Raw genomic sequence first — 22698 nt, 5'->3', positions numbered from 1 at the left:
CCATGGCCAGCCCGAAGATCATCGTCATTGGCGGCGGACTGGCGGGACTTGCGGCCGTCATCAAGACGGCCGAGCTCGGCGGCGACGTTGACCTGTTCTCCATCGTGCCGGTGAAGCGGTCGCACTCGGTATGCGCGCAGGGCGGCATCAACGCCGCGAAAAACCTGAAGGGCGAGGGCGACTCCACCTGGCAGCACTTCGACGACACCATCTACGGCGGCGACTTCCTCGCCAACCAGCCGCCGGTGAAGGCCATGTGCGAGGCTGCGCCCGGCATCATTGACCTGCTCGACCGCATGGGCGTGACGTTCAATCGAACGGCGGAAGGCCTTCTTGACTTCCGCCGCTTCGGCGGCACGCTTTATCACCGCACGGCATTTGCCGGCGCGACTACGGGGCAGCAGCTCCTGTACGCGCTCGACGAACAGGTGCGGCGGTTCGAATCCGAGGGCAAGGTAAAAAAGTACGAGCACTGGGAGTTCCTGAGCGCGGTGCTCGATGCCAATCGCGTCTTCCGCGGCATCTGCGCAATGGACCTGCGCAGCATGGAAGTGCGGGTCTTCCCCGGCGATGCCCTTATTGTCGCCACCGGCGGAATCGGCGCGATCTTCGGGAAATCCACGAATTCAGTCGTCTGCACCGGCTCGGCACAGTCGGCGCTGTATCAGCAGGGCTGCTACTACGCCAACGGCGAATTCATCCAGGTGCATCCCACGGCGATTCCCGGCGAAGACAAGCTGCGGCTCATGTCGGAGTCGGCGCGCGGCGAGGGCGGACGCGTTTGGGTGCCGAAGCAGCCCGGCGACAAGCGCGATCCCAAGGCGATTCCGCCTGGCGAGCGCTGGTACTTCCTGGAAGACTGGTATCCCAAGTACGGCAACCTCGTTCCGCGCGATGTGGCCACGCGCGCCATCCACAAGGTCGTGTTCGAGTGCGGGCTCGGCATTGACGGCCAGCCGATGGTCTATCTGGACCTGACTCACATCGATCGCGCCACGCTCGATCGCAAGCTGGAAGGCATTCTCGAGATCTACGAAAAATTCGTTGGCGACGACCCCCGCACCACGCCGATGAAGATCTTCCCCGGCATGCACTACACGATGGGCGGCCTGTGGGTGGATGAAAAGCAGGCGACCAACATTCCCGGCATCTATGCGGCGGGCGAGTGCGAGTATCAATATCACGGCGCCAACCGGCTGGGAGCGAACTCACTGGTGTCGTGCATCTTTGGCGGGTTCGTCGCCGGCCCCGCGGCGCTGGCGTATGCGAAAGGCGCGGCGAAATCCGGCGCGGCGCCCAACGGCGCGGCCGACGCCGAGAAGAAGCGCCAGGAGCAGATCAACGCCGGACTGATGAGCTCCTCGGGCGAAGAAAATCCGTTCCGCCTGTGGCGCGAGCTGGGCGAGATCATGACGCGCAACTGCACCGTGATCCGCTACAACAAGGCCCTTCAGGAAACCGACGCGAAGGCGGTTGAGCTGCTGCATCGCTTCCGCAACATCAACCTGAGCGACAAGTCGCAGTGGGCGAACACCAGCGTCGTGTTCGCCCGGCAGCTCTACAACATGCTGCAGCTGGCGCGCGTGATCGCGCAGGGAGCGGCCCTGCGGAATGAATCACGCGGCGCGCACTACAAGCCCGACTTCCCCGAGCGCGACGATGCAAACTGGTTGAAGACGACGAAGGCGTGCTTCGCGCCGGATGCGGATGAGCCGAAATTCGAGTTTGAACCGGTGGATACGTCGTTGATAAAGCCGAGGGCGCGAAAATACTGACAATGGCCAAGACTGTTCTCCTCAAAATCAAACGCCAGGATTCGCCCACTGCTCCCGCCCGCTGGGAAGACTTCGAGCTCGAACATCGTCCCGGGATGAACGTGATCTCGGCGATGATGGACATTGCCGCGAATCCCGTCACGCGCGACGGCAAGCCGACCACGCCGATTACCTACGACTCAAATTGCCTGGAAGAGGTCTGCGGATCATGCGCCATGCTCATCAACGGCAAGGCGCAGATGGCGTGTTCCGCGCTGGTGGACAAGTTCGAGCAGCCCATCCGCATCGAGCCCTTCAGCAAGTTTCCCGTCGTGCGGGACCTCGCCGTGGACCGTAACGTACTGTTCGAGAACCTGAAGCGCGTCAAGGCCTGGGTGCCGGTGGACGGTACGTACGACCTGGGCCCCGGACCGCGCATCTCGCCGAAAGACCAGGAAGAGGCGTACCCGTATTCGCGCTGCATCTCGTGCTGCTGCTGCATGGAGGTGTGTCCGCAGTTCAACGAGCACACCGGGTTTGTCGGCGCGGCGGCCATCGGACAGGTGCGCCTGTTCAATACGCATCCGACCGGAAAGTTCCAGAAAGACGAGCGTCTGCACGCGCTGATGGGCGATGGCGGAATCCACGAGTGCGGCTACGCGCAAAACTGCGTGGAGATCTGCCCCAAAGACATCCCGCTGACGCGCGCCATCGCCGAAGTGGGGCGTGATGTGATGAAGCAGGCGGTCAAAGACTTGTTCAGCAAGTAGCAGCCCCTTCCAATTGCCGAATTGGGGAATTGCCGGACTGCCGAATGGAAACCCTGGCGCGCGCGCCGCAACTCTTCAATTCGGCGGTTCCGCGGTCCGGCGATTCGGCGGTCGATCAGCTGAATGCTCACTGCCGCTCCCTGCGGTACACGTCCCTCCGTACCCGTTTTCTGCCTGCGGCACCACGAAAGTTAATGCTCGGACCGGCAGCTCTCCTCTAGAATCCCCTCTGCTTCACCACAATCTGGCCGTCCACAAGGGACTCTCGCTTGAAGCAATGGAAATCAAGGCTCCTGGGCCTGGTGTTGTCGGCAGCAGGCTTGCTGTTTCCGGCGGCCGCCGAGGCGCGCGTAGTTGCCGCGCCGGGCATGGCCGTGTACCGCGCGTCGCTGAACGCCTCGCGCGTAACGGGCAACCGTACGCAGGCCCGGCTGTCGCGCACCCGCCGTCGTCCGCTTCGCCGCCAAACTGTCCGCCGTTCAGGCTTGCGTCGCGGCGCTCGCGGACGCGCGCGTTCGGCTCGCTACCGCCGCCGCATCCCGCGCGGATACTTCAGCCCGGCCCTGGCCGGCTCGCGCGAGTCGCTGCTCCGTCAGAATGAGGAGATTGACGCGCAGAACCTGCCGCGCATTCAGGACGACGACCAGCTCCAGGACCTGATTGATCAGAAGGAACTCGTCCCCATGGAGGACACGCGCTACGTCCGCCTGGCGATGCGCGAAGACCGGCGTTGGTGCCGTCCGGCGGCCAACGATTTCATCAATGATCTTGGCAAGGCGTACTACACGAAATTCAAGCGGCCCATCCAGGTGAACTCGGCGGTGCGCACCGTGGAGCAGCAGAAGGAGTTGCGGCGCTGGAACTCCAATGCCGCGCCGGAGACCGGCGAAACCGCCTCTTCGCATCTTTCCGGCCTGACGCTCGACATCGCCAAGCGCGGTATGACGCGCGCCCAGCACAAGTTCGTGGCCGATTATCTCGCCCGTCTGAAGGAAGAAAAAGTGATCGAGCCGGAGGAAGAGCGGCGCCAGCCGGTCTTCCATGTGATGGTGTACGAACGCTATCCGGAGTGGCGCGACGAGCGGGTGACGGCGGAAAAGAAAGTGAATAGTGAAGAGTGAATAGTGAAAGGCTGCGTCGTCCAAACTGCTCACTTCAATTTCACCTGGTCGCTCGGTCGCACCGGCTCGCCGCGCCTCGGCTCCGGCTGACCACTATCCACTAACCACGTTCCACTGCTCTTCGATACAATGCCCGTTCGCCCCGCCAGGCGTGGGCAACCCAACGATGCGTCCAGCATTTATCCTGCTTGTAGTCACACTGCTCTGCCCTGTCCCCATGGCCCAGTCTTCCAGGTCCAAGCCGGCAAGGCCGTCCACGGACCCCCGCGTGGTGCACGCCGCTGCGCTCGTCATTGATACCCACGCTGATACGCCGCAGCGCTTTCTCGACGAGAACTTCGATATCGGCAGCGACGCCGGCGAGGGCGAGATTGACCTGGCCAAGATCGCGCGCGGCAACCTCGGCGCGGAGTTCTTCTCGATCTGGGTTGAGCCGCGGCACAAGGGCCAGTACGCGCGGCGCGCCTTCCGGCTGATCGACTCGGTGTACCGCCAGGCGCAGCTGCATCCCGACAAGATCATGATGGCCTTCAGCCCGGCCGACATCGAGGCCGCACATCGCCAGCACAAGCTGGCCGCGCTGATGGGCATCGAGGGCGGACACGCGATCGAGAGCGACCTCGGCCTGCTGCGCGACTTCGCGCGCCTTGGCGTCCGCTACATGACGCTCACCTGGTCGAACACAAACGAGTGGGCCGATTCTTCCGGCGACATCAGCGATCCCGACGTTCCGCATCACAACGGTCTGACGCCGTTCGGCCGTGACGTCGTGCTTGAGATGAACCGGCTGGGCATGATGGTGGACATCTCGCACGTCGCCGACAAAACGTTCTGGGATGCGATCCAGACCACCAGGGCTCCGGTCATTGCCTCACACTCATCTGCCCGCGCGCTCACCAACGCGCCACGTAACATGACCGACGAGATGCTGAAGGCGGTCGCGAAGAACGGCGGCGTGGTAATGGTGAACTTCTACAACGGCTTCATCGACGATGACTACCGCAAGGCGAACGCGGCGCAGTCGCGGGCGCGCGATGCCGCCGTGGAGCAGGCCGTGGCCGACTGGCAGAAGGCGCATCCCGGCAAGGAAGTTCCCTACTACGTCTCTGAGCGCGTCTCGCGCGAGTGGGCGAAGAAGATTCCGCGTCCGCCGCTGAAAGCTTTGATCGACCACATTGACCACATTGCCAAGGTGGCGGGCGTGGACCACGTCGGCCTCGGCTCGGATTTCGACGGCGTCTCCGGCGGGCTGCCGCAGGGGATCGATTCGGCCGCCGACTTGCCGAAGATCACCGAGGCGCTGATGGCGCGCGGTTACACGGCAGCGGATGTGCGCAAGGTCCTGGGCGAAAACCTGATGCGCGTCTTCCGCGAGGTGGAACGCGTGGCAGCACAGTTGCGCGGCAATCAGCCGGAGTGGCATCCGGCGCAGACCGCGGGAGCGGCGCCGAAGGCAAAAGGAAAGGCGGCGGCTACGCCACGTTAGCGCCGAAAATCGCGGCGCGCACGCGGGCGCCATCGAATCAGACATTGGGAGTAGAGCAGGGATGAAGAATGTAGCGATCGCAATCCTCCTCGCCGCGGCAACACTGGCGGCGCAAACCGCTCCAGCGAAGAAGCCGGCTGCTGCAACGAACAAGCCGGCCTCGTCGTCAAAAACCACCACCACGCCGGCCACGACGGGTCCGCCGACCGCGACCATCCAGACCACAGCGGGTACGCTGAGCTGCGAACTCTTCCCGGACAAGGCGCCCAACGCCGTGGCCAACTTCGCCGGCCTGGCGCGCGGCACCAAGGACTGGACCGATCCCAGGACCGGCGCCAAAAAACACGGTGTGCCGCTCTACGACGGGACAATTTTCCATCGGGTCATCCCCGAGTTCATGATCCAGGGCGGCGATCCCATCGGCACGGGCATGGGAGGTCCGGGCTACGAGATGAAGGACGAGTTTTCGCCTGATCTCACCTTCAATAAGCCGGGCATGCTCGCCTACGCCAACAGCGGCCCGAACACGAACGGCTCGCAGTTCTTCATCACCGAGGTGCCGGTGCCCTTCCTCGATCCCTGCCTGGACGAAGGCGGATGCCTGCGCGGCAGCCGTCGCGTGCCCAAGGGATACGGTTACACCATCTTCGGGCACTGCACCCCGGCGACGGTGGACCTTGTGAAGCAGATCGCGCGGGCGCCGCGCAACGGCAACGATCGCCCAAATGCGCCGGTGACGATCAAGCACATTGCCATCACCGGCTTGAAGCCGGCTGCCAGGCCGGCGGCCAAACCGGCGCCGAAAGCGGGAACGGCCGCGAAGCCGGGGACAGCGGCGAAGAAGGCGCCGGCGAAGTAGTTTTTCGTTGCGAAAAGCAAAAGCGTTTCACACAAGGACACGAAGGTCATATGAAGGGCACGAAGGACGGCGCCGCCGGACATCGCGAGCGCCCTGAAAGAGGAGAGGAAAATGGCACGCCAGCCTGGACTGTACGCAACGCTGAACACGTCGGAAGGCAACGTTGTGGTCCGCCTGTTTGAAAAAGACGCGCCCAAGACGGTCGCCAACTTCACCGAACTCGCCGAGGGCAAACGCCAGTGGACGCATCCGTCCACCGGGAAGAAATCGTATGACCGGCTGTACGACGGCAGCATTTTTCACCGCGTGATCCCGCAGTTCATGATCCAGGGCGGCGATCCACAGGGCACCGGCTTCGGCGGCCCGGGCTACCAGTTCGAAGACGAAACGCGCGGCTCGCCGCACCGCTTCGACAAGCCCGGCAAGCTCGCCATGGCCAACGCCGGCCCCAACACCAACGGCTCGCAGTTCTTCATCACCGTGGCAGCCAGCGACTGGCTCACCGGCAAACACACCATCTTCGGCGAGGTCGTCGAGGGCCAGGACGTGGTGGACAAGATCAGCAAGGTCGCGCGCAACAAGCAGGACAGGCCGCTCAAAGATGTGGTGGTGCAGAGCGTGAAGGTGGAGCGGGTGTAGCGACGCAGATTCTTCAACGCAGAGGATGCGGAGCACGCAGAGAGGAAAAAACCGCCACGGATTCCACGGATCGACACGGATTCTTACCTGGTCCGGGTTGATGCGTGAATCCGTGGCAGATTTGTTTGGCGGCGCTTAGACCCCGATCACCGCGCACAGCTCCTTCACCGAATCAGCGCTCTTCTGGAGCGCGAGCTGTTCTTCCGCCGTCAGCTTGATCTGGATGATCTGCTCCAGGCCGCGGGCGCCGAGCTTGCATGGCACGCCGACGTAGAGGCCGTTGATGCCGTACTCGCCTTCGAGGTACGCGGCGCAGGGGAGGATCTTCTTTTTGTCTTTGAGGATGGCCTCGACCATCTCGGTCACGGCGGACGAGGGCGCGTAGTAGGCGCTGCCGGTCTTCAGATACTTCACGATCTCGGCGCCGCCGTCGCGGGTGCGCTGGACGAGGCGGTCGAGCGTGGCCTTATCCATGAGCTCGGTGATGGGAATGCCGGCGACGGTGGAATAGCGTGCTAGCGGGACCATGGTGTCGCCGTGGCCGCCGAGGACGAAGGCGGTGACGTTCTCCACGCTGACTTTCAGTTCTTCGGCGATGAAGGTGCGGAAGCGGGCGGAGTCGAGCACGCCGGCCATGCCGATTACGCGGTTGCGCGAGAACTTCGAGAGCTTGTAGGCGGTCTGCGCCATGGCGTCGAGCGGGTTCGAGACGACGATGAGGATGCAGTTGGGCGAGTACTGCACGACCTTGTTCACCACGTCCTGCATGATCTTGTAGTTGGTGTTGAGCAGGTCGTCGCGGCTCATGCCGGGCTTGCGCGGCACGCCGGCGGTGATGACCACGATGTCGGAGTTGGCGGTGTCGGCGTAGTCGTTGGTGCCGACCACGTGCGAGTCGCGCTTCTCGATGGGCATCGCCTCGAGCAGGTCGAGCGCCTTGCCCTGCGGCACGCCTTCCACAATGTCAATCAGCACCACGTCGCAGAGTTCCTTCGACGCCATCCAGTGCGCCGCGGTGGCGCCCACGTTGCCCGAACCGACTACGGTGACTTTGTTGCGCATTCTCTTCCTTTCATTTCTTGACCGCCGAGGCGCGGAGACGCGGGGAACTCGTTTCCTCCGCGGCTCCGCGTCTCCGCGGTAATTGGAACGTCCACTTCGTCGTGCTTTGGTCGAAGTCCTTTTCGTGCAGGCCGAAGGCCACGCGCGGCGTTACGGCCATAATCGGGCCGAGCCTGGGATCGAACACCCACTTGTATTTCTTTTTGTAGCTGGCGGAAACTTCCCGCGGAACATCGCGTGGGTCCACAACCTGAGCGGTGCCCTCCACAATAACCGCGCTCGATGCGCGCTCGGTGCCGATGACGCAGGCCGCATTCGCGCTCAGGTTCCGCGCCTTGCGCGACTTGGCGCCCGTGCTGAACCAGAAGCGGCCGCCGATCCAGACGCCCCAGATGACCATCAGGTGCGGGCCGCCCTCGGGACGCGCCGACGCAAACCAGTAGTTGTGCGACCCCACCAGCCGGCGCTCGGCCCACGACCACGGCAGCAGGCCCTTGCCCTGGGTCGCGTCGGGCAGGCCGTAGCCTGGCATGTACGGGCGCGAGGCGCGAGGTGCCGCGGCGGCAGATTTGGCGGGCATGACGGTCAGTCACAGCTCAGCGAAATCAAAAGCGTTCCCACGAAGGACACAAACCATTCACAAAGGGCTGCGGGCCGAAGTTCGAATCAATCCGCCGCCGAACTCTTCCTGGCCCCGTTCATGTTCTGCACGATGTACTCGGCGAACTCGCTCGTCTTCACCTTGGTGGCGCCTTCCATCAGCCGCTCGAAGTCGTAGGTGACCTTCTTCTGCTGGATGGTGCGCTCCATGGAGTCTTCGATCAGGCGCGCCGCTTCTTTCCATCCCAGGAAGTCGAACATCATCACTCCGCTCAGGATGACCGAGCCGGGATTGATCACGTCTTTGTCGGCATACTTGGGCGCGGTGCCGTGGGTTGCTTCGAAGATGGCGTGCTGGTCGCCGATATTGGCGCCCGGCGCGATCCCGAGGCCGCCGACCTGCGCGGCGCAGGCGTCGGAGATGTAGTCGCCGTTCAGGTTCGGGCAGGCGAGAACGCTGTATTCTTCGGGGCGCGTCACCACCTGCTGGAAGATTGAGTCGGCGATGCGGTCATTCACCATGATCTTCTGCTTCCACTGGCCGCGGCCGTGGGTTGCGTAAATCGCGTCGAGAACCTGCTTCACTTCGTCGCACACGGACTTCTGGAAGTCGGGCGAGGCGTACTCCAGGCCAGGCTCGACCAGGTTCGCGTTCTGTTCGATGGTCACGTTCGGGTTCTTGTCCTTGTTGTCGAGGATCCAGCTCTCGCGCTCGGTCACGGTCTGCGCGCGGAATTCCTGCTGCGCCAGCTCGTATCCCCACTCGCGGAAGGCGCCCTCGGTGAACTTCTGAATGTTGCCCTTGTGCACGAGCGTGACCGTCTTCAGCCTGTTCTCGATGGCGTGCTCGATGGCGCGGCGCACCAGGCGCTTTGTCCCGGTAATCGAAATCGGCTTGATGCCGACGCCCGAATCCTCGCGCACGCGCTTGCTGCCGCCCTTGAGCATTTCATTGTTGAGGAAGGCGATGAGTTTCTTCGCGCCGTCGCTTCCCTGCCTCCACTCGATGCCGGCGTAAACGTCTTCCGTGTTTTCACGGAAAATGACCACGTTCATGCGCTCGGGATGCTTCACGGGCGAGGGCACGCCCTGGTAGTAGCGCACCGGACGCACGCAACAGTAGAGATCGAGCACCTGGCGCAGCGTTACGTTCAGCGAGCGGATGCCGCCGCCCACCGGCGTCGTGAGCGGCCCCTTGATGGCGACGCGCAGCTCGCGGATCGCCTCGACGGTGTCGTCCGGCAGCCAGTTCTTGAATTTGGTGAACGCCTTCTCGCCGGCGAAGACCTCGTACCACACCACGCGCCGCCTGCCGCCGTACGCCTTGGCGACCGCCGCGTCAAACACGCGCTGCGATGCCTTCCAGATGTCGCGGCCGGTGCCGTCGCCCTCAATAAAAGGAATGATCGGGTCATCGGGGACAACGAGCTTGCCGTTGGCGTAGCCGATCCTGGCGCCGTCGGTCGGAACTGCGACTCCGTTGTAACTGGCTGGCATTCGAGGGCCTCCCACAATGTGCGATGCGCGCGTGCGCAGAAGAAAACGAGTGATTATAAACTGCTGCCCGCTCCCCGCTCCCTGCTTTCCGCCGCGCTTGGCTTGATCTGGTCTTCGCGCGTTTAGCTAAAGTCGCGGCGAATCGCCAAGAGCGCCTTCCATCATTTCATGACTCGCTCAAACACCTTCCGCACGCGGGTGCGCTCCTGCGCCATCTCCGCTTCAAGCCCTTTGACGAACTGGCGGTTCAGGATCTGCGACGTGAGCCGCTCCACGGTTTGGCGCGCGTGTTCGGCGGCGGGCAGCGACTTTCGCGCGCGTCCCTGCACCAGCCGGACCACGTGCTCTACCGCGCGCAGCAGTTCGGCGGCACGGTCGAGCACGGTGCAGTCATTTTGTGGGAGCGCGCGACGCCGGCGCAGCTCGTCGAGCGTTTGACGGACGTTACCGCGCGGCTGCTCCTGTCCCTGGCGGACGAGCAGGTAACCGCAGATGAAGTCCACATCGTAGAAGCCGCCCGCCTGGGTCTTGAAGTTGTCGCCGCCCGACTCGCGCTCCAGGCGCGTGCGCATGGCCACCAGCGACGCCGCCAAACCGGCATCGTCGCGGAAGCGCGGAAGATGCGAGCGCACGGCGCCCAGCGCGGCGTCGCCGAGATCGCGCGATCCCGCTACGTAACGCAGCTTGCTGTACGTCAGCGCCTCCCAGGGTTGCGCTTCGCCGCCAAAGTACGCGGCAAGCTGCGCCGGCGTGATCACCAGTTCGCCCTCGCCGCCATGCGGACGCAGCCGCGAGTCCACCGCAAAAACGGTGCCCTCGCGCGTGTAGGCGGCCAGCGTTTCCGTCAGACGTTCGGCCGCGCGCGTGGCGTCAGCCGGCGCCGTGTTTTCGTCGCGCAGGAAAAGCAGGTCCGCATCGCTGCCAACATCGAACTCGTGCGTGCCCAGCCGCCCCAGCGCCATCACCACCATGCCGGGAGGCGCATCGGCCACGGCCAGCGCGGCGCGAATGGCGGCGTCGGCGGCGTCGCTGGCGTCGGCGAGCGAGTCGTACACGTTGCGCAACTCCGCCAGGTCGCGCGCCGACGAAGCGAACACCCGCTGCCGGTAGCGTTCACGCAGCAGCGCCAGCTTTTCTCCGTACGGCAGCGCGGCCGCGCCCAGATACTCGAGCACCGCATCGTGTCCCTCGGCGGACGCGAGCGGAACGCCGCCAAACAGCGCCGCCGGACGCCATCCCAGCTTGCGCGGCATGCCTTCCAGCAGCGCTACCTCTTCGGGATGCCGCACCAGCACGTCGGTCAGAAATTCCGAAACTTCAAACAGCAGCAGCGCGCGTTCAACCGCGTCAGGATGCCGCGCCACCGCGGCGTATCGCTCCGAGCCGGTGAAGGCTGAGCTGAAGAAGCGATGCAGGTTGCGCCGGGCCAGCGTCGAGAGGTCAGGACGCGAGGCCAGCGCGTGCAGCGCGGGCGAATCGGCCGCCAGCCGCTCCAGCATCTGCTGATACGAGTGGTCGCTGCCGATTTCCGCTTGCGTGCCGCGGAGGCGAAAGCCTTTCTCCGGCGCGACGACGCGGGTCTGCTGCACCTGCTGCCGATGGATGATGCGGTTGTAGATCTCCGCCACCGCCGCCATGCGGTCGCGGACGGCGGCGGCAATCTGATCGGGCGAACGCGATTGCCCGGGATCGCCGCCCAGCGAGCGCCCGAGCACGACCAGATCTTCTTCGGCGTCCGGCAGCCGATGCGTCTGCTGGCCGCGGCGCAATTGCAGCCGATGCTCGATCTGCCGCAGGAACTCGTAGGCGTTGCTCAGTTCGTGGAAGTCCTTGCCGCTGAGATGCCCTTTGTCGTGCAGCTTTTGCAGCGAAAACAGCGTGCCGCCGGAGCGCAGCCAGGGCTCAGCGCCGCCGTAGACGCGTTGCAGGCACTGCACCAGGAACTCGATGTCGCGGATGCCGCCGCGGTCGAGCTTCACGTCGAGCCCGCCGGCGGCGCTGCGCGGGCGCCGCTTGTCAGAAATCTTCTGCCGCGAAGCGAGCGCGGTCTCGATGGCGGGAAAATTCAGCCGCTGCTGAACCGGGCCGGCCGGGCTCGCGTCCGGCTGTGCGCCCACGTACACCAGCGGCTCGATGCCGCGCAGGAATTCGCGCGTCAGCTCCAGGTCGCCGGCCGAGTGCCGCGCCTTGATGAGCGCCTGCAACTCCCAGTCGTGTGCCACGCGCGTGTAGTAGTCGAGCGCGTGCCTGAGCCCCACCGCCGGCTCGCCTTCGCCGCCCTGGGGACGCAGCCGCAGGTCAATGCGAAACACCGGGCCCTCGCCGGTGACCCGCGAAAGAATCTCGGTGACCTGCTGGGCCAGCCGGATGAAGTACTCGCGATTGGAGATCGCGCCGCCGCCCTCGGCGACACCCGCGTCCCCGTAGAGGAACAACAGGTCCACGTCGGAGCTGTAGTTCAGCTCATTGCCACCCAGCTTGCCGAGCGACAGGACGGCCACGGCCGGCTCGATCCAGCGCCCGGCGGCATCCTGCAGGCGCGGCGCGCCGAAGCGCGCGCGCAGCTGATGCTGCGCCTCGCGCAGCGCCTCGGCGATAAGCACGTCCGAAAGCGCGGAAATTTCGCTGGTGGTCTCCGCGAGCGTTGAGATGCCGAGCACATCGCGCAGCATGATGCGGACATACTCGCGCCGCTTGAAGCGCGCCAGCAGCAGCGACAGATCGGCATCGAGCGAGCGCGAGCGGAACCGCGCCAGCGATTCGCGAAAGTCATCCACGCCGTGCGAGCGTCCGAAGCCCTTGTCGCGCAGCAGCATCTGGAACAGATCGGGATTCTGCAGCAGCGTGTCGCCTAAATAGGGGCTGAAGCCGAACACCGTCAGCGCGTAGTGCACCAGGAACGGATGCCGCTCCAGCAGCGCCAGCAGGTCGGGCGCTGCGGTGGAGCACAGGCGCTCGAAGCCGTTCAGCGCGCTGTCGGCGTCGGGCGACTCGGCCAGCAGGTTGGGCAACGGCCCCAGCACTCCCGCCGGCGCGCACTCGGCCACCCGGGCGAGGTTCTGCCGCGCCCGCTCGGCGTCGCGAAAAACCACGCCATGCATTGCCTCCGGCGACAGTTGCGCTGGGTTAATGGTGGACACGGTGCGGGCCGGTCCAAGGATAGCACCGGGAAAAACTCTCACCGCAGAGTACGCAGAGATCGCGGGGACTCGATTGCCACCCATTTTCACAGATCTTCACGGATCAAAAACGCGCGTTTCAAGACAACTCAGAAAGAGCTTGGGGTTGATCGGTGAAAGTCCGTGTCAATCGGTGGCCAGATTTGCCTTTCTCAACCGCAGCGAGTTCGAGATCACCGAAACCGAGCTGAAGCTCATGGCCGCCGCCGCCAGGATCGGGCTGAGCAGAAGTCCGAAGAAGGGATACAGCACTCCGGCGGCGACGGGCACGCCAAGCGCGTTGTAAGCGAACGCGAAGAAAAGGTTCTGGCGGATGTTGCGCATGGTCGCGCGGCTGAGGCGGCGCGCGCGCACCGTGCCGCGCAGGTCTCCCTTGAGAAGCGTGATGTCGGCGCTCTCGATGGCCACGTCGGCGCCGGTGCCCATGGCGATGCCCACATCGGCCTGCGCCAGCGCGGGCGCGTCGTTGATGCCGTCGCCCGCCATGGCAACGCGCCGGCCCTGCTCCTGAAGTCGCTTCACTGCGGCCGCCTTCTGATCGGGCGCGACTTCCGCCTGGAATTCGCCGTTGCCCAGGCCGAGCGAACGCGCCACGGCGGCGGCCGTGGTGCTGTTGTCGCCGGTGAGCATCACCAGGCGCATGCCTTCGGCGCGCAGCGCGCGGACTGCTTCGGCGGCGGAGGGCTTCAGCGTATCGGCCAGCCCGAGCAGTCCGGCAGGACGGCCATCCACGGCGACGAAGATCACCGTCTGGCCTTCGCGGCGCAGTTCTTCAGCGCGCCGCAGCAGCGCCGTCGCGCCTGCGACGGTCGCGGAGATCATTTCCTGCTTGCCAACCATTACTTCCCTGCCGAGTACGCGGCCGGTCACGCCGCGTCCAGTGAGCGATTCGAAGCGCTCGGGCTCCGCCAGCTCGGCGCCGCGCTCGCGCGCGCCGGCAACCACGGCGCCGGCGAGGGGGTGCTCGCTGTTGCGCTCCAGGCTGGCGGCGAGGCGCAGCAGTTCCCTCTCGTCCTGGTCCGCCGCCGCGATTACTGAAACCAGGCGCGGCTTGCCTTCGGTGAGCGTTCCCGTCTTGTCGACAACCAGCGTGTCCACTTTCTCGAAGCGCTCCAGCGCCTCGGCGTTCTTGATCAGCACTCCGGCTGAGGCGCCGCGCCCGGTCGCCACCATGATGGCCATCGGCGTGGCCAATCCCAAAGCGCACGGACACGCAATGATCAGCACGGCGACGGCGCCGACCAGCGCGTGCGCCAAGCGTGGCTCGGGCCCCCAGAGCATCCAGCCGGCAAAGCTCAGCGCCGCGATGACGATCACCGCCGGCACGAACCACGCGCTGATGCGGTCGGCCAGCCGCTGGATCGGAGCGCGGCTGCGCTGCGCCTGCGCCACCAGCCGCACGATCTGCGCCAGCAGCGTCTCGCTGCCCACGCGCTCGGCGCGCATGAGGAGCGCGCCCCAACCGTTCAGCGTCCCGCCCACCACCTTGTCGCCCGGACCTTTGTCCACCGGGACGGACTCGCCCGTGATCATGGATTCGTCCACCGCGCTCGCGCCCTCGAGCACCACGCCATCCACCGGAATCTTTTCGCCGGGACGCACGCGCAGCCGGTCGCCCTTCACCACCTGCGCAAGCGGAATGTCCTGCTCGCCGCCGTCATCACGCAAAACCCGCGCGGTCTTCGGCGCCAGGTCGAGCAGCGCGCGGATGGCGCTCGAGGTTTGGCTGCGTGCGCGCAATTCCAGCACTTGCCCCAGCAGCACAAGAGCGGTGATCGCCGCGGCGACCTCGAAGTACACCGGCGCCGTGCCGTTTTCGCGGAACGCGGGTGGAAAGATCTGCGGCGCGAGCACTGCAACCGCGCTGTACGCGTACGCCACGCCTGTGCCCATGGCGATGAGCGTGAACATGTTGGCGCTGCGGTTCCGGACCGACGCCCAGCCGCGCTCGAAGAACGGCGCGCCCGCCAAGAGCACGACCGGCGTGGAGAGCACCAGCTGTATCCATCCGATCGCGCGCATGCCGAATAGGTGTTGGAGCGGCTGCCCGGGGATCAGGTCCGACATGCCCAGCAGCACCGCCGGCGTGGCCAGCGCGACCGCCACCCAGAAGCGGCGCGTCATGTCGCGCAGCTCGGGATTTTCTTCGGCGGCCGCGGCGATCGTTCTCGGCTCCAGCGCCATCCCGCAGATCGGGCAGAATCCCGGCTCCGCGCGCACGATCTCCGGATGCATCGGGCAGGTGTACTCAGTGCGCTCGGCGGCTGCCACCGGCATCTCCGGCTCGAGCGCCATGCCGCACCGGGGACATGCGCCCAGCCGCGGCTCGCGGACCTCCGGATCCATGGGGCAGACGTAAGCAACGCCAGGCGCCGCCGGCGCTTCCGGCGCTGATGGCTTCGGCTTCGCAGCGCCGAGCGCTACCAACTGCGGCCCGAAGGGCTTCGGCGCGAGATATTTTTGCGGATCTGCCTGGAATTTCTGCGCGCAGCTTTTCGCGCAGAAGTAGTACGTCGTGCCGGCGTGCTCAACGGTCGCCGCGGCGCGCTCGGGCGCGACCTTCATGCCGCACACCGGGTCGGTCTGTCGTTCCGGCCCCGCCGCGCCTCCGTGCTCCGCGATGTGGTGATGATGCTCCATAGTTTTATGAATCCTGGTGCTCGGCGTTCTCCACGATCTCCGCCGTGGGCCGGTTTTGGTTCACAGCCGCGGACCACTGTAGTAGATTCGAGGCAGCCGCGGCGAGATTCATCGGCCGCACTTTCCCACATGACGACGCTCGACGTGATGTTCCGCTACGGCGTCCCGCCCGACGAGCCGCAAATGCGCGCGCTCGACGGCGTGCGCGAAGTCTACGGCGTGCGCCGCCTCGTCTTCGACGAGCAGCGCCGCACCATCCGCGTGGAATTCGACGCCAGCCGCCTCAGCGCCGACTCAATCGCCGCCCTGCTGCGCGGCGCGGGCGTGGACCTGCGCGAGAGAGTGGCGCTGGTGTAGGTCCCCGCTCCCGGCTTCAGCGAGGGCGTGCGGCAACGTTTGTTATAATCAAGTGTTTCCGCCGCGGTTGCAGCGCGCCCTTAGCTCAGTTGGATAGAGCGTCTGGCTACGAACCAGAAGGTCGGGAGTTCGAATCTCTCAGGGCGCGCCATTCCTTCATCATCTGCACAACCGGTGCCCCAGCCATCATCGCGGATGAGGCGAAACTGATTGCCCTTACCGATGCGGTGAGGCCGATTGCGATCAGCGCGATTCGGGCCCGGTGATTATTCTCATCAGCCAGCCGCTTCAGGGGGAAGGACCATCAATTCCGCTTTCACGTAAATCTTTCCCCGCGCCTGAAATTCCTACTCGCGGGCTTCTGCGCAACCCGGGTTGATGCTGAATAAGTGCCGTGTTTTCAATGCGGAACACAGCTCAGACGATGGCATGACCGTTGCTCTTTAGACGGCCAGACGAAGTGGCGCGCAAGGGAGCGCTCTCGAGAGTACTTCGGCCAGAGGTTATTCTTGAGCGCTCCTTTGCTTTTTGTTTTGAGAAAGCGCCCTCGGCCCTCGGCCGCCGGCTTTCGGCCTAACACTCGGTGCGCCGACCTCCCCGCTCATCTTCAACCGAGCTTCCAACCGTCCGAATTCAAGTGACAACCGGCAACTGAGAACTGTCCTGCTCTGCTAACCGTACATTGCGCCGGCCGTCCATCTGACGACGCCGGCGAACGTCAGCCTGACATGAACTTTGCTGAAATCCTGCGCCAGACGCTGGCTTCCATCTCCGCGCACAAGCTGCGGAGCGTGCTCACCATGGCGGGGATTGTGTGGGGCATTACGTCGGTGATCCTGCTGGTCGGGCTCGGCATCGGCTTCAATCTCGACCAGAAAAAGCGCATGCGCTCGATCGGCACCGACATCGCTATCGTCTGGGGCGGACGCACCAGCTCGCAGGCGGGCGGATACGCGGCGGGCCGCCCCGTCCGGCTGAGCATCAACGACGCCTACCTGATCAAAGAACGCTGCTCGCTCATCAAGACGGTGAGCCCGGAGCTGCGCCGCTCCGTGCCCGAAGTCAGCCGCTACAATGCCGCGAATCGGCCCGTGCGCGGCGTGTGGCCCGAGTATCAGCGCTTCCGCTCGCTCAGCGTGAGCGAGGGCCGCCTGATGAACGACGAAGACGAGGCCCAGGCGCGCCGCGTGGTCCTGCTCGGCTGGGAGGCGCGCAATCAGCTCTTCCCCGGCAAACCCGCCGTGGGCGAGACGCTGATGATGAACGGCCAGCCCTACAGCGTGATCGGCGTGCTGGAAAAAAAGAAGCAGAACGGCAGCTACGGCTCCGGCCCCGATAACACGCAGTTGTTCGCGCCGTACTCGGCGATGGCGCGCGATTATCCGCCGCCGGAGCGCCCGGGCATCACGCGCGGCTGGATCAACAACATCGTGGTGGAGGTTGCCGACCCCGAGCAGCACGAAGAAGCGATGAAGCAGGTTTACCGCGTGCTCAGCCAGGCGCACCACTTCGAGCCGCACGATAAAGACGCGCTCTTTGTGTGGGACACGCTCGCCGGCTCCAAGCTGACCGCGCGCATCTTCAGCGTGATGACCCTCTTCTTCGGCTGCGTTGCGGTGATGACGCTGGCGCTGGGCGGCATCGGCGTGATGAACATCATGCTGGTCACCGTCACCGAGCGCACGCGCGAAATCGGCGTGCGCAAGGCCATCGGCGCCACCCGCGGCGATATCCGCAAACATTTCCTCGCCGAAGCCGTCACGCTCACGGCCATCAGCGGCGCGCTCGGCTTTGCGCTGGGAATCGGGTTGTGTCTGGTCATGCGCTCAGTACCGCTGCCCGACTTCATCCCGCAGCCCGCCGTCTCGACGACGGCGATCGTGGCATCGCTGGCTACGCTCTCGGCCATCGCCATCTTCGCCGGGATGTATCCCGCCGAACGCGCCGCGGCGCTCACCCCCATCCAGGCGCTGAGGCACGAGTAATGCAGCTGCGCGAGGCCATGCTGCAGGCGCTGGAAGCGCTCACGCGCAACCGCATGCGCTCGCTGCTCACCATGCTGGGCATCGCCTGGGGACTGGTCACGGTGGTGCTGCTGCTGGCCTACGGCGAAGGAGTGGGCAAGAGCGTGCTGCAGGCCTTTCTCGGGATCGGGAACAACGTGGTCATGATCTGGGGCGGGCAGACCAGCATGCACGCCGGGGGGCAGCGCGCCGGCCGCCGCGTCCGCTTCAAGTACGAAGACGTGCAGGCGGTTCGCGACGAGGTGCCGATCGTGAAGGCGGTCAGCGCCGAAACCGACGACGTGCTCGGCTACAAGTACGGCAACAAAGTGATTTCGATCTCCACCAAGGCCATCCAGCTTCCGTACGGCAGCATGCGCCGGCTCGAGGTCGAAGACGGCCGCTACTTCGAAGAAGGCGACTTCGTCGAGCACCGCCGGGTGATGATTCTTGGTCAGCAGGCGGCCAGGCAGATCTTCAGCGGCTTGCCGCCGGTGGGCCAGCAGGTCACGCTGCGCGGTCAGTCGTTCACCGTGATCGGCGTTTTGCGGCTGAAAATCCAGGACTCATCCAACAACGGACCTGACAACTGGAACGCGTTCCTGCCCTTCGAGACCTACCGCGAAGTGACCAACGCGCGCGATCCCGACATGATCGTCTTCCAGCCGGTCGCGCCCGACCAGCACAAGCGGGCGCTGGAGGCGGTGCGCGCCGTCATCGCCCGCCGGCACCAATTCGATCCCCGCGACGACAAAGCGACGCCCGACTGGGACACGGTGGAAAATGCGCAGGAAATGCAGCAGTTCAACCTCGCGCTCGACGCGCTGCTCGGGCTGATCGGCGCCTTCACGCTCGGCGTGGGCGGGATCGGCGTGATGAACATCATGCTCGTTTCGGTGACCGAGCGCGTTCGCGAAATCGGCTTGCGCAAGGCGCTGGGCGCGCGCCGCCGCGATCTGCTCGCCCAATTCCTGGTCGAGTCGTTCACCCTTACCTTCGCGGCCGGCATGGGCGGGCTGCTGCTGGCTGTGATTCTCGCTTATGCCATACCGCCGATGCCGCTCTACTCCGAGCAGTTCAAGACCGCCAACCACGAAGGCGACATTTTCCTGCGTGCATCGCCCATGATCATGCTTATTTCTACAATGATTCTGAGCGCGGTCGGCGTGGCTTCCGGCATCATTCCCGCATGGAAGGCGGCGCAACTCGATCCGGTGGACGCGTTGCGTGCGGAGTAGTGAGCAGGACGAAGAATGTAGCAGTTATTAGAAGATAAGTATTATCAGAGGATAATAATTGTTATCTCTATGAATGTTTCCATTCCTCTCTCCAGAGCAGGGTTGTTACTTCGAAACAGCCGCGAACAAATCCGACTTGAGCAGCGACTCGAACCGGCTGTCGTCGGTCTTGAAGCGCAGGCGCAGCTTGTCGCTGTCGTTGTTCACGGTCACGCTGTCGAGCGCCACTTTTTCGACGCCCGTCGCTGAAAGCTTCCGGTAGAGCACTCCCGCCTTCACCAGCGACGAAAGCGCGCCGGCGGTGAACGAGTCGCTGGTGAAAACGTCCAGGTCGAGATTCACGCCGCCGCTGAAGTTCATGGTGTAGCGCGAGCCGACCAGGCGTTTCTTCACGGTGTCGTAATCGGCGAGCCGCGAGGCGTCGCCCAGCGCCGAGCGCATCATGTTCTGAGTGCCGTTGGCGTCGAGCACGCTCCACACCGTGCCGTCCTCGATGCCGCCCATGAGGTCGGCAATGCGCGAGTTGGTGTTGAGGCTGGGTAGTTCGCCATCGCGCGTGTCGAGCGCGAGCTTCACCGAGGCCGCGTCGCCGAACAGCATGGTGGCCGGATCAAGGAACGTCATCTGCATGCCGCTGGCGGCAGGATAAAGGTCCGCCAGGCGGTACTTCGCCGGTTTCACCTTGCGCACTGCCATGCGGCGCGCAAACTGCGTGGTCGGGAATTGCCCCTGCGCGATGCCGATGGTGTGCAGCGTCGAGCCGTCGCGGAACGAGATGAAGTCGAGCTGGTCCACGTCCTGGTCCAGGTCGAGTCCCATGCCGCGCAGCGCGGTCTCGAACTGCTTCAGGTTCTCGGGCAGGACACGCTCTTTCAGCGCCATCGCCGTCGACGAGGAGCGCAGCGCGCGGTAGTCCACCGAGATGATCTGTTGCACTTCGCTCGGGATGATGGTGCGCGCCGAGGAGCCCAGCGAAGCGCTCCAGACCGGCGCCGCCGCCATGGCCAACAGAACTGCCGTCCATACCATGCGCTTCATCACAGAGTGATTGCTCCTGCCCTTTCAGATGCCGTTCTTTGCCGTTGCTGCTGCATTACTGTAGCGCAAACCCCACCCTCGGGGAACGGACTCGCAGCCTGTGAGGTGGTTACCTTAGAACGAGGGCCGCGGGACTTCGTGCGCGAGGCAAAACAACCGGCCAACCGGCAAAAACACAAAGGGACACTAAGGACGCAACGGATGTCAGTTACGGTTCGTCCCACGGGGCGGCATCATGCGGATTTCTTCGACCGGGGCGTCAGGCGGAAGGGCAATCGCCTCCACCACCATGGCCGCGATGGCGGCGGGCCGCATCATCGTCTTGCGGTCGGCTTCGGGCATGAACTGCTGCCAGATATCGGTGTCGGTCGCGCCGGTGATCAGCGCGAGCACGCGAATGCCGCGCCCGCGCAGCTCCTCGCGAAGTGTATTGGTGAAGCCGAGCGCGCCGTGCTTGGAGGCGTCGTAGGCCGAAAGGCCGGCAAACACGGTGCCCGCGGCGATCGACAGGTTGTTCACGATCACGCCGCCGGCGCGCATCAGCGGCAGCGCCGCGCGCGTGCACAGAAACGTCCCGGTCAGGTTGGTGGCGATCACGTCCTGCCAGGCGTCGACCGAGAGCTCCTCCACGGGCTTCATCGTGTGGGCGATGCCTGCGTTGTTCACCATGATGTCGACGCGTCCGAATTCGCGGCGCACGGCGGCGAAGAACGCATCCACCGATCCCGCCGCGCGGACGTCGCATGCCAGAGTGAGAAGGCGCCCGCCGTGAATTCGCTTCGAAGCTGCTGCGAGTGACTTGGGATTGCGGCTGGAAACTGCCAGTGCGCAGCCCTCGGCCGCCAGCGCCTGCGCGATGGCCAGTCCGATGCCGCGGCTGGCGCCGGTCACGACCGCCACTTTTCCGGCGAGCCGCCCGGCCTGGTTTTTTCCGGCGCGCTTAGATGCCATTCGACTTGGCGCGGATCAGGGAGAGAAATTCCTGGCGCGTTTCCTGCTCGTCGCGGAAGCAGCCCAGCATGCTCGACGTCACCGCCGACGAGTGCTGCTTCTCCACCCCGCGCATCATCATGCACAGGTGCCGCGCTTCGATCACGACGCCAACACCCTGCGGCTCGATCGCTTTCTGGATGGTTTCCGCGATCTGCTTCGTCAGCCGCTCCTGCACCTGTAGACGGCGCGAGAAGACGTCCACCAGCCGCGGCAGCTTGCTCAGGCCGATAACTCTCCCGTTGGGAATGTACGCCACGTGCACTTTCCCGAAAAACGGCAGCAGATGGTGCTCGCACATGGAAAACATCTCGATGTCTTTCACGATGACCATCTCGTCGTAGCACACCTTGAACAGCGCGTTGTTCAGCACTTTCTGCGGATCTTCCTGGTAGCCGCGCGTCAGATACTTCAGCGCCGCGGCCATGCGCTCGGGCGTGCGGCGCAGTCCATCGCGCTCGGGGTCTTCGCCCAGCCGCACCAGCAGTTCGCGCAGCAGTTCGTCGGTGGAAGCCGAGGTCAGCGTGGCGGGTTCGCGGGTTTCCTTCATCGTCTTCTCTCAGCCTACAGGATGCCCAGGCGCCGCAGATGATGCAATTTTCACCGCGGCAATTCCGCGCCGCCGGCGTACTCAAACGAGTTCAACATGGTCTCTTCGATCCGCACGCGCTGTACCTGCGCCGGCTTGAAGTTGCTCCGCAGCGCATCGTAAATCGCCACGCACAGGTTTTCCGTGGTCGGCACCTGCCGCTGGAACTCGGGCAGCGTGTTCAGGTTCTCCAGATCGTAGCGGTCCAGCACTTCGCGCTGCACGGCGGCGTCAAGGTCGGCGAGGTCGCAGACCATCCCGGTCCTGGGATCGACCTGCCCGGCCACGGTGACCTCAACCTTGTAGTTGTGCCCGTGCCCGAATGGGTTATTGCATTTTCCGTAGGTCGCGCGGTTTTCCGCCTCGCTCATCTCCGGGCTATGCAGCCGGTGCGACGCGGAAAACAGATAACGCCGTGTCAGGTGCGCCTTCATGCTTCTCCCCGATTCAACTTTCCCCAAAGAAGTCCACGAACAGGTCGGGCGTCTCGTACACGCGCACCCGATGCAGTTGCGCGCGGCGTAACTTCGTCGCCAGCCGCTTCCAGATGGCGATCGCCAGGTTCTCCGTGGTCGGGATCGCGTGCTGGAACTCGGCAACTTCCTTGTTCAGGAAGCGATGGTCGAGCGCGTCAATGACTTCGCGGTTCAGGATTTCCTTCAGCTCCTTCAGGTCCACGACAAACCCGGAGCGGCGGTCCACCTCGCCCTTGACCGTGACCTCGAGCGTGTAGTTGTGGCCGTGTCCGTTGGGGTTATTGCACTTACCGAAGACGCGGCGGTTCTCTTCCGGCGAAAATTCCGGGTTGTGATAGTAGTGCGACGCGGAGAACTCGGCTTTGCGCGTGAGATACACCATATTGAGTACGTTCCAGAC

At 64.7% G+C, this 22698-nt stretch carries 19 protein-coding genes and 1 tRNA gene; 10 read left to right on the top strand and 10 right to left on the bottom strand.

The window, feature by feature from the left end; translation table 11 throughout:
- Nucleotides 1-2 precede the first annotated feature (2 nt).
- The 6 genes from sdhA (at nt 3) to VFA60_04230 (ending at nt 6629) form a co-directional block, all read left to right on the top strand.
- Entirely contained in the window at nt 3-1775 is a 1773-nt protein-coding gene (gene sdhA, locus VFA60_04255; GenBank protein HZQ90983.1) for a succinate dehydrogenase flavoprotein subunit, read from the top strand.
- A 2-nt stretch (nt 1776-1777) separates the two neighbouring features.
- Nucleotides 1778-2524: a succinate dehydrogenase iron-sulfur subunit gene (gene sdhB, locus VFA60_04250; protein HZQ90982.1), complete on the top strand. Its 747-nt coding sequence runs from the start codon at nt 1778-1780 to the stop codon at nt 2522-2524.
- A 269-nt stretch (nt 2525-2793) separates the two neighbouring features.
- Nucleotides 2794-3645 (top strand): DUF5715 family protein, encoded by an 852-nt coding sequence (locus VFA60_04245; protein ID HZQ90981.1) that lies wholly within the window; start codon nt 2794-2796, stop codon nt 3643-3645.
- 166 nt (nt 3646-3811) lie between these two features.
- Nucleotides 3812-5131 carry a dipeptidase gene (locus VFA60_04240; protein ID HZQ90980.1) on the top strand — a complete coding sequence of 440 codons (1320 nt, stop codon included), beginning with the start codon at nt 3812-3814 and terminating at the stop codon, nt 5129-5131.
- Between the two features lie 61 nt (nt 5132-5192).
- A complete protein-coding gene (locus tag VFA60_04235) occupies nt 5193-5990 on the top strand; it encodes a peptidylprolyl isomerase (protein HZQ90979.1) in 798 nt (265 codons plus the stop codon).
- 111 nt (nt 5991-6101) lie between these two features.
- Nucleotides 6102-6629 carry a peptidylprolyl isomerase gene (locus VFA60_04230; protein ID HZQ90978.1) on the top strand — a complete coding sequence of 176 codons (528 nt, stop codon included), beginning with the start codon at nt 6102-6104 and terminating at the stop codon, nt 6627-6629.
- A 135-nt stretch (nt 6630-6764) separates the two neighbouring features.
- Here VFA60_04230 and mdh read toward each other — a convergent pair whose 3' ends face one another.
- From mdh to VFA60_04205, 5 genes are all read right to left on the bottom strand, one after another.
- Nucleotides 6765-7691, bottom strand: coding sequence for a malate dehydrogenase (gene mdh, locus VFA60_04225; GenBank protein ID HZQ90977.1), 927 nt, complete (start codon nt 7689-7691; stop codon nt 6765-6767).
- A 10-nt stretch (nt 7692-7701) separates the two neighbouring features.
- The gene (locus VFA60_04220; GenBank protein HZQ90976.1) at nt 7702-8271 is read right to left on the bottom strand and encodes a pyridoxamine 5'-phosphate oxidase family protein; all 570 of its coding nucleotides are present in this window, start codon (nt 8269-8271) and stop codon (nt 7702-7704) included.
- An 86-nt stretch (nt 8272-8357) separates the two neighbouring features.
- Nucleotides 8358-9788 carry an NADP-dependent isocitrate dehydrogenase gene (locus tag VFA60_04215; GenBank protein HZQ90975.1) on the bottom strand — a complete coding sequence of 477 codons (1431 nt, stop codon included), beginning with the start codon at nt 9786-9788 and terminating at the stop codon, nt 8358-8360.
- Nucleotides 9789-9949: 161 nt separating this feature from the next.
- On the bottom strand, nt 9950-12889 hold the full coding sequence (locus tag VFA60_04210; GenBank protein ID HZQ90974.1) for a hypothetical protein: 2940 nt from the start codon (nt 12887-12889) through the stop codon (nt 9950-9952).
- 204 nt (nt 12890-13093) lie between these two features.
- Nucleotides 13094-15607, bottom strand: a complete 2514-nt coding sequence (locus tag VFA60_04205; GenBank protein HZQ90973.1) for a heavy metal translocating P-type ATPase — start codon at nt 15605-15607, stop codon at nt 13094-13096.
- Between the two features lie 129 nt (nt 15608-15736).
- Between VFA60_04205 and VFA60_04200 the strand changes: the two genes are divergently transcribed.
- The 4 genes from VFA60_04200 to VFA60_04185 all read left to right on the top strand — a co-directional run bounded on the left by VFA60_04200 (nt 15737) and on the right by VFA60_04185 (nt 19205).
- Nucleotides 15737-15964 carry a hypothetical protein gene (locus VFA60_04200; protein ID HZQ90972.1) on the top strand — a complete coding sequence of 76 codons (228 nt, stop codon included), beginning with the start codon at nt 15737-15739 and terminating at the stop codon, nt 15962-15964.
- Between the two features lie 74 nt (nt 15965-16038).
- Nucleotides 16039-16115: transfer RNA gene (locus VFA60_04195), tRNA-Arg, on the top strand.
- 577 nt (nt 16116-16692) lie between these two features.
- Nucleotides 16693-17949, top strand: coding sequence for an ABC transporter permease (locus tag VFA60_04190; GenBank protein ID HZQ90971.1), 1257 nt, complete (start codon nt 16693-16695; stop codon nt 17947-17949).
- Nucleotides 17949-19205 carry an ABC transporter permease gene (locus VFA60_04185; GenBank protein ID HZQ90970.1) on the top strand — a complete coding sequence of 419 codons (1257 nt, stop codon included), beginning with the start codon at nt 17949-17951 and terminating at the stop codon, nt 19203-19205. Before VFA60_04190 ends, VFA60_04185 begins: the two co-directional genes overlap by 1 nt.
- 105 nt (nt 19206-19310) lie before the next feature.
- Here the strand turns inward: VFA60_04185 and VFA60_04180 are convergent, their stop codons facing one another.
- From VFA60_04180 to VFA60_04160, 5 genes are all read right to left on the bottom strand, one after another.
- Entirely contained in the window at nt 19311-20243 is a 933-nt protein-coding gene (locus VFA60_04180) for a hypothetical protein (protein HZQ90969.1), read from the bottom strand.
- A gap of 204 nt (nt 20244-20447) precedes the next feature.
- Nucleotides 20448-21194: an SDR family NAD(P)-dependent oxidoreductase gene (locus tag VFA60_04175; protein HZQ90968.1), complete on the bottom strand. Its 747-nt coding sequence runs from the start codon at nt 21192-21194 to the stop codon at nt 20448-20450.
- Entirely contained in the window at nt 21184-21783 is a 600-nt protein-coding gene (folE, locus tag VFA60_04170) for a GTP cyclohydrolase I FolE (protein HZQ90967.1), read from the bottom strand. The genes VFA60_04175 and folE overlap by 11 nt, the downstream gene beginning before the upstream one ends.
- A 50-nt stretch (nt 21784-21833) precedes the next feature.
- Nucleotides 21834-22256, bottom strand: coding sequence for a 6-carboxytetrahydropterin synthase (locus VFA60_04165; protein ID HZQ90966.1), 423 nt, complete (start codon nt 22254-22256; stop codon nt 21834-21836).
- A gap of 13 nt (nt 22257-22269) precedes the next feature.
- Nucleotides 22270-22680 carry a 6-carboxytetrahydropterin synthase gene (locus VFA60_04160; GenBank protein HZQ90965.1) on the bottom strand — a complete coding sequence of 137 codons (411 nt, stop codon included), beginning with the start codon at nt 22678-22680 and terminating at the stop codon, nt 22270-22272.
- Nucleotides 22681-22698: the final 18 nt, after the last annotated feature.

This window comes from Terriglobales bacterium, from assembly GCA_035651995.1.
Lineage (GTDB): Bacteria > Acidobacteriota > Terriglobia > Terriglobales > Acidobacteriaceae > DASRER01.
This window is presented reverse-complemented; position numbering and strand designations above follow the sequence as displayed.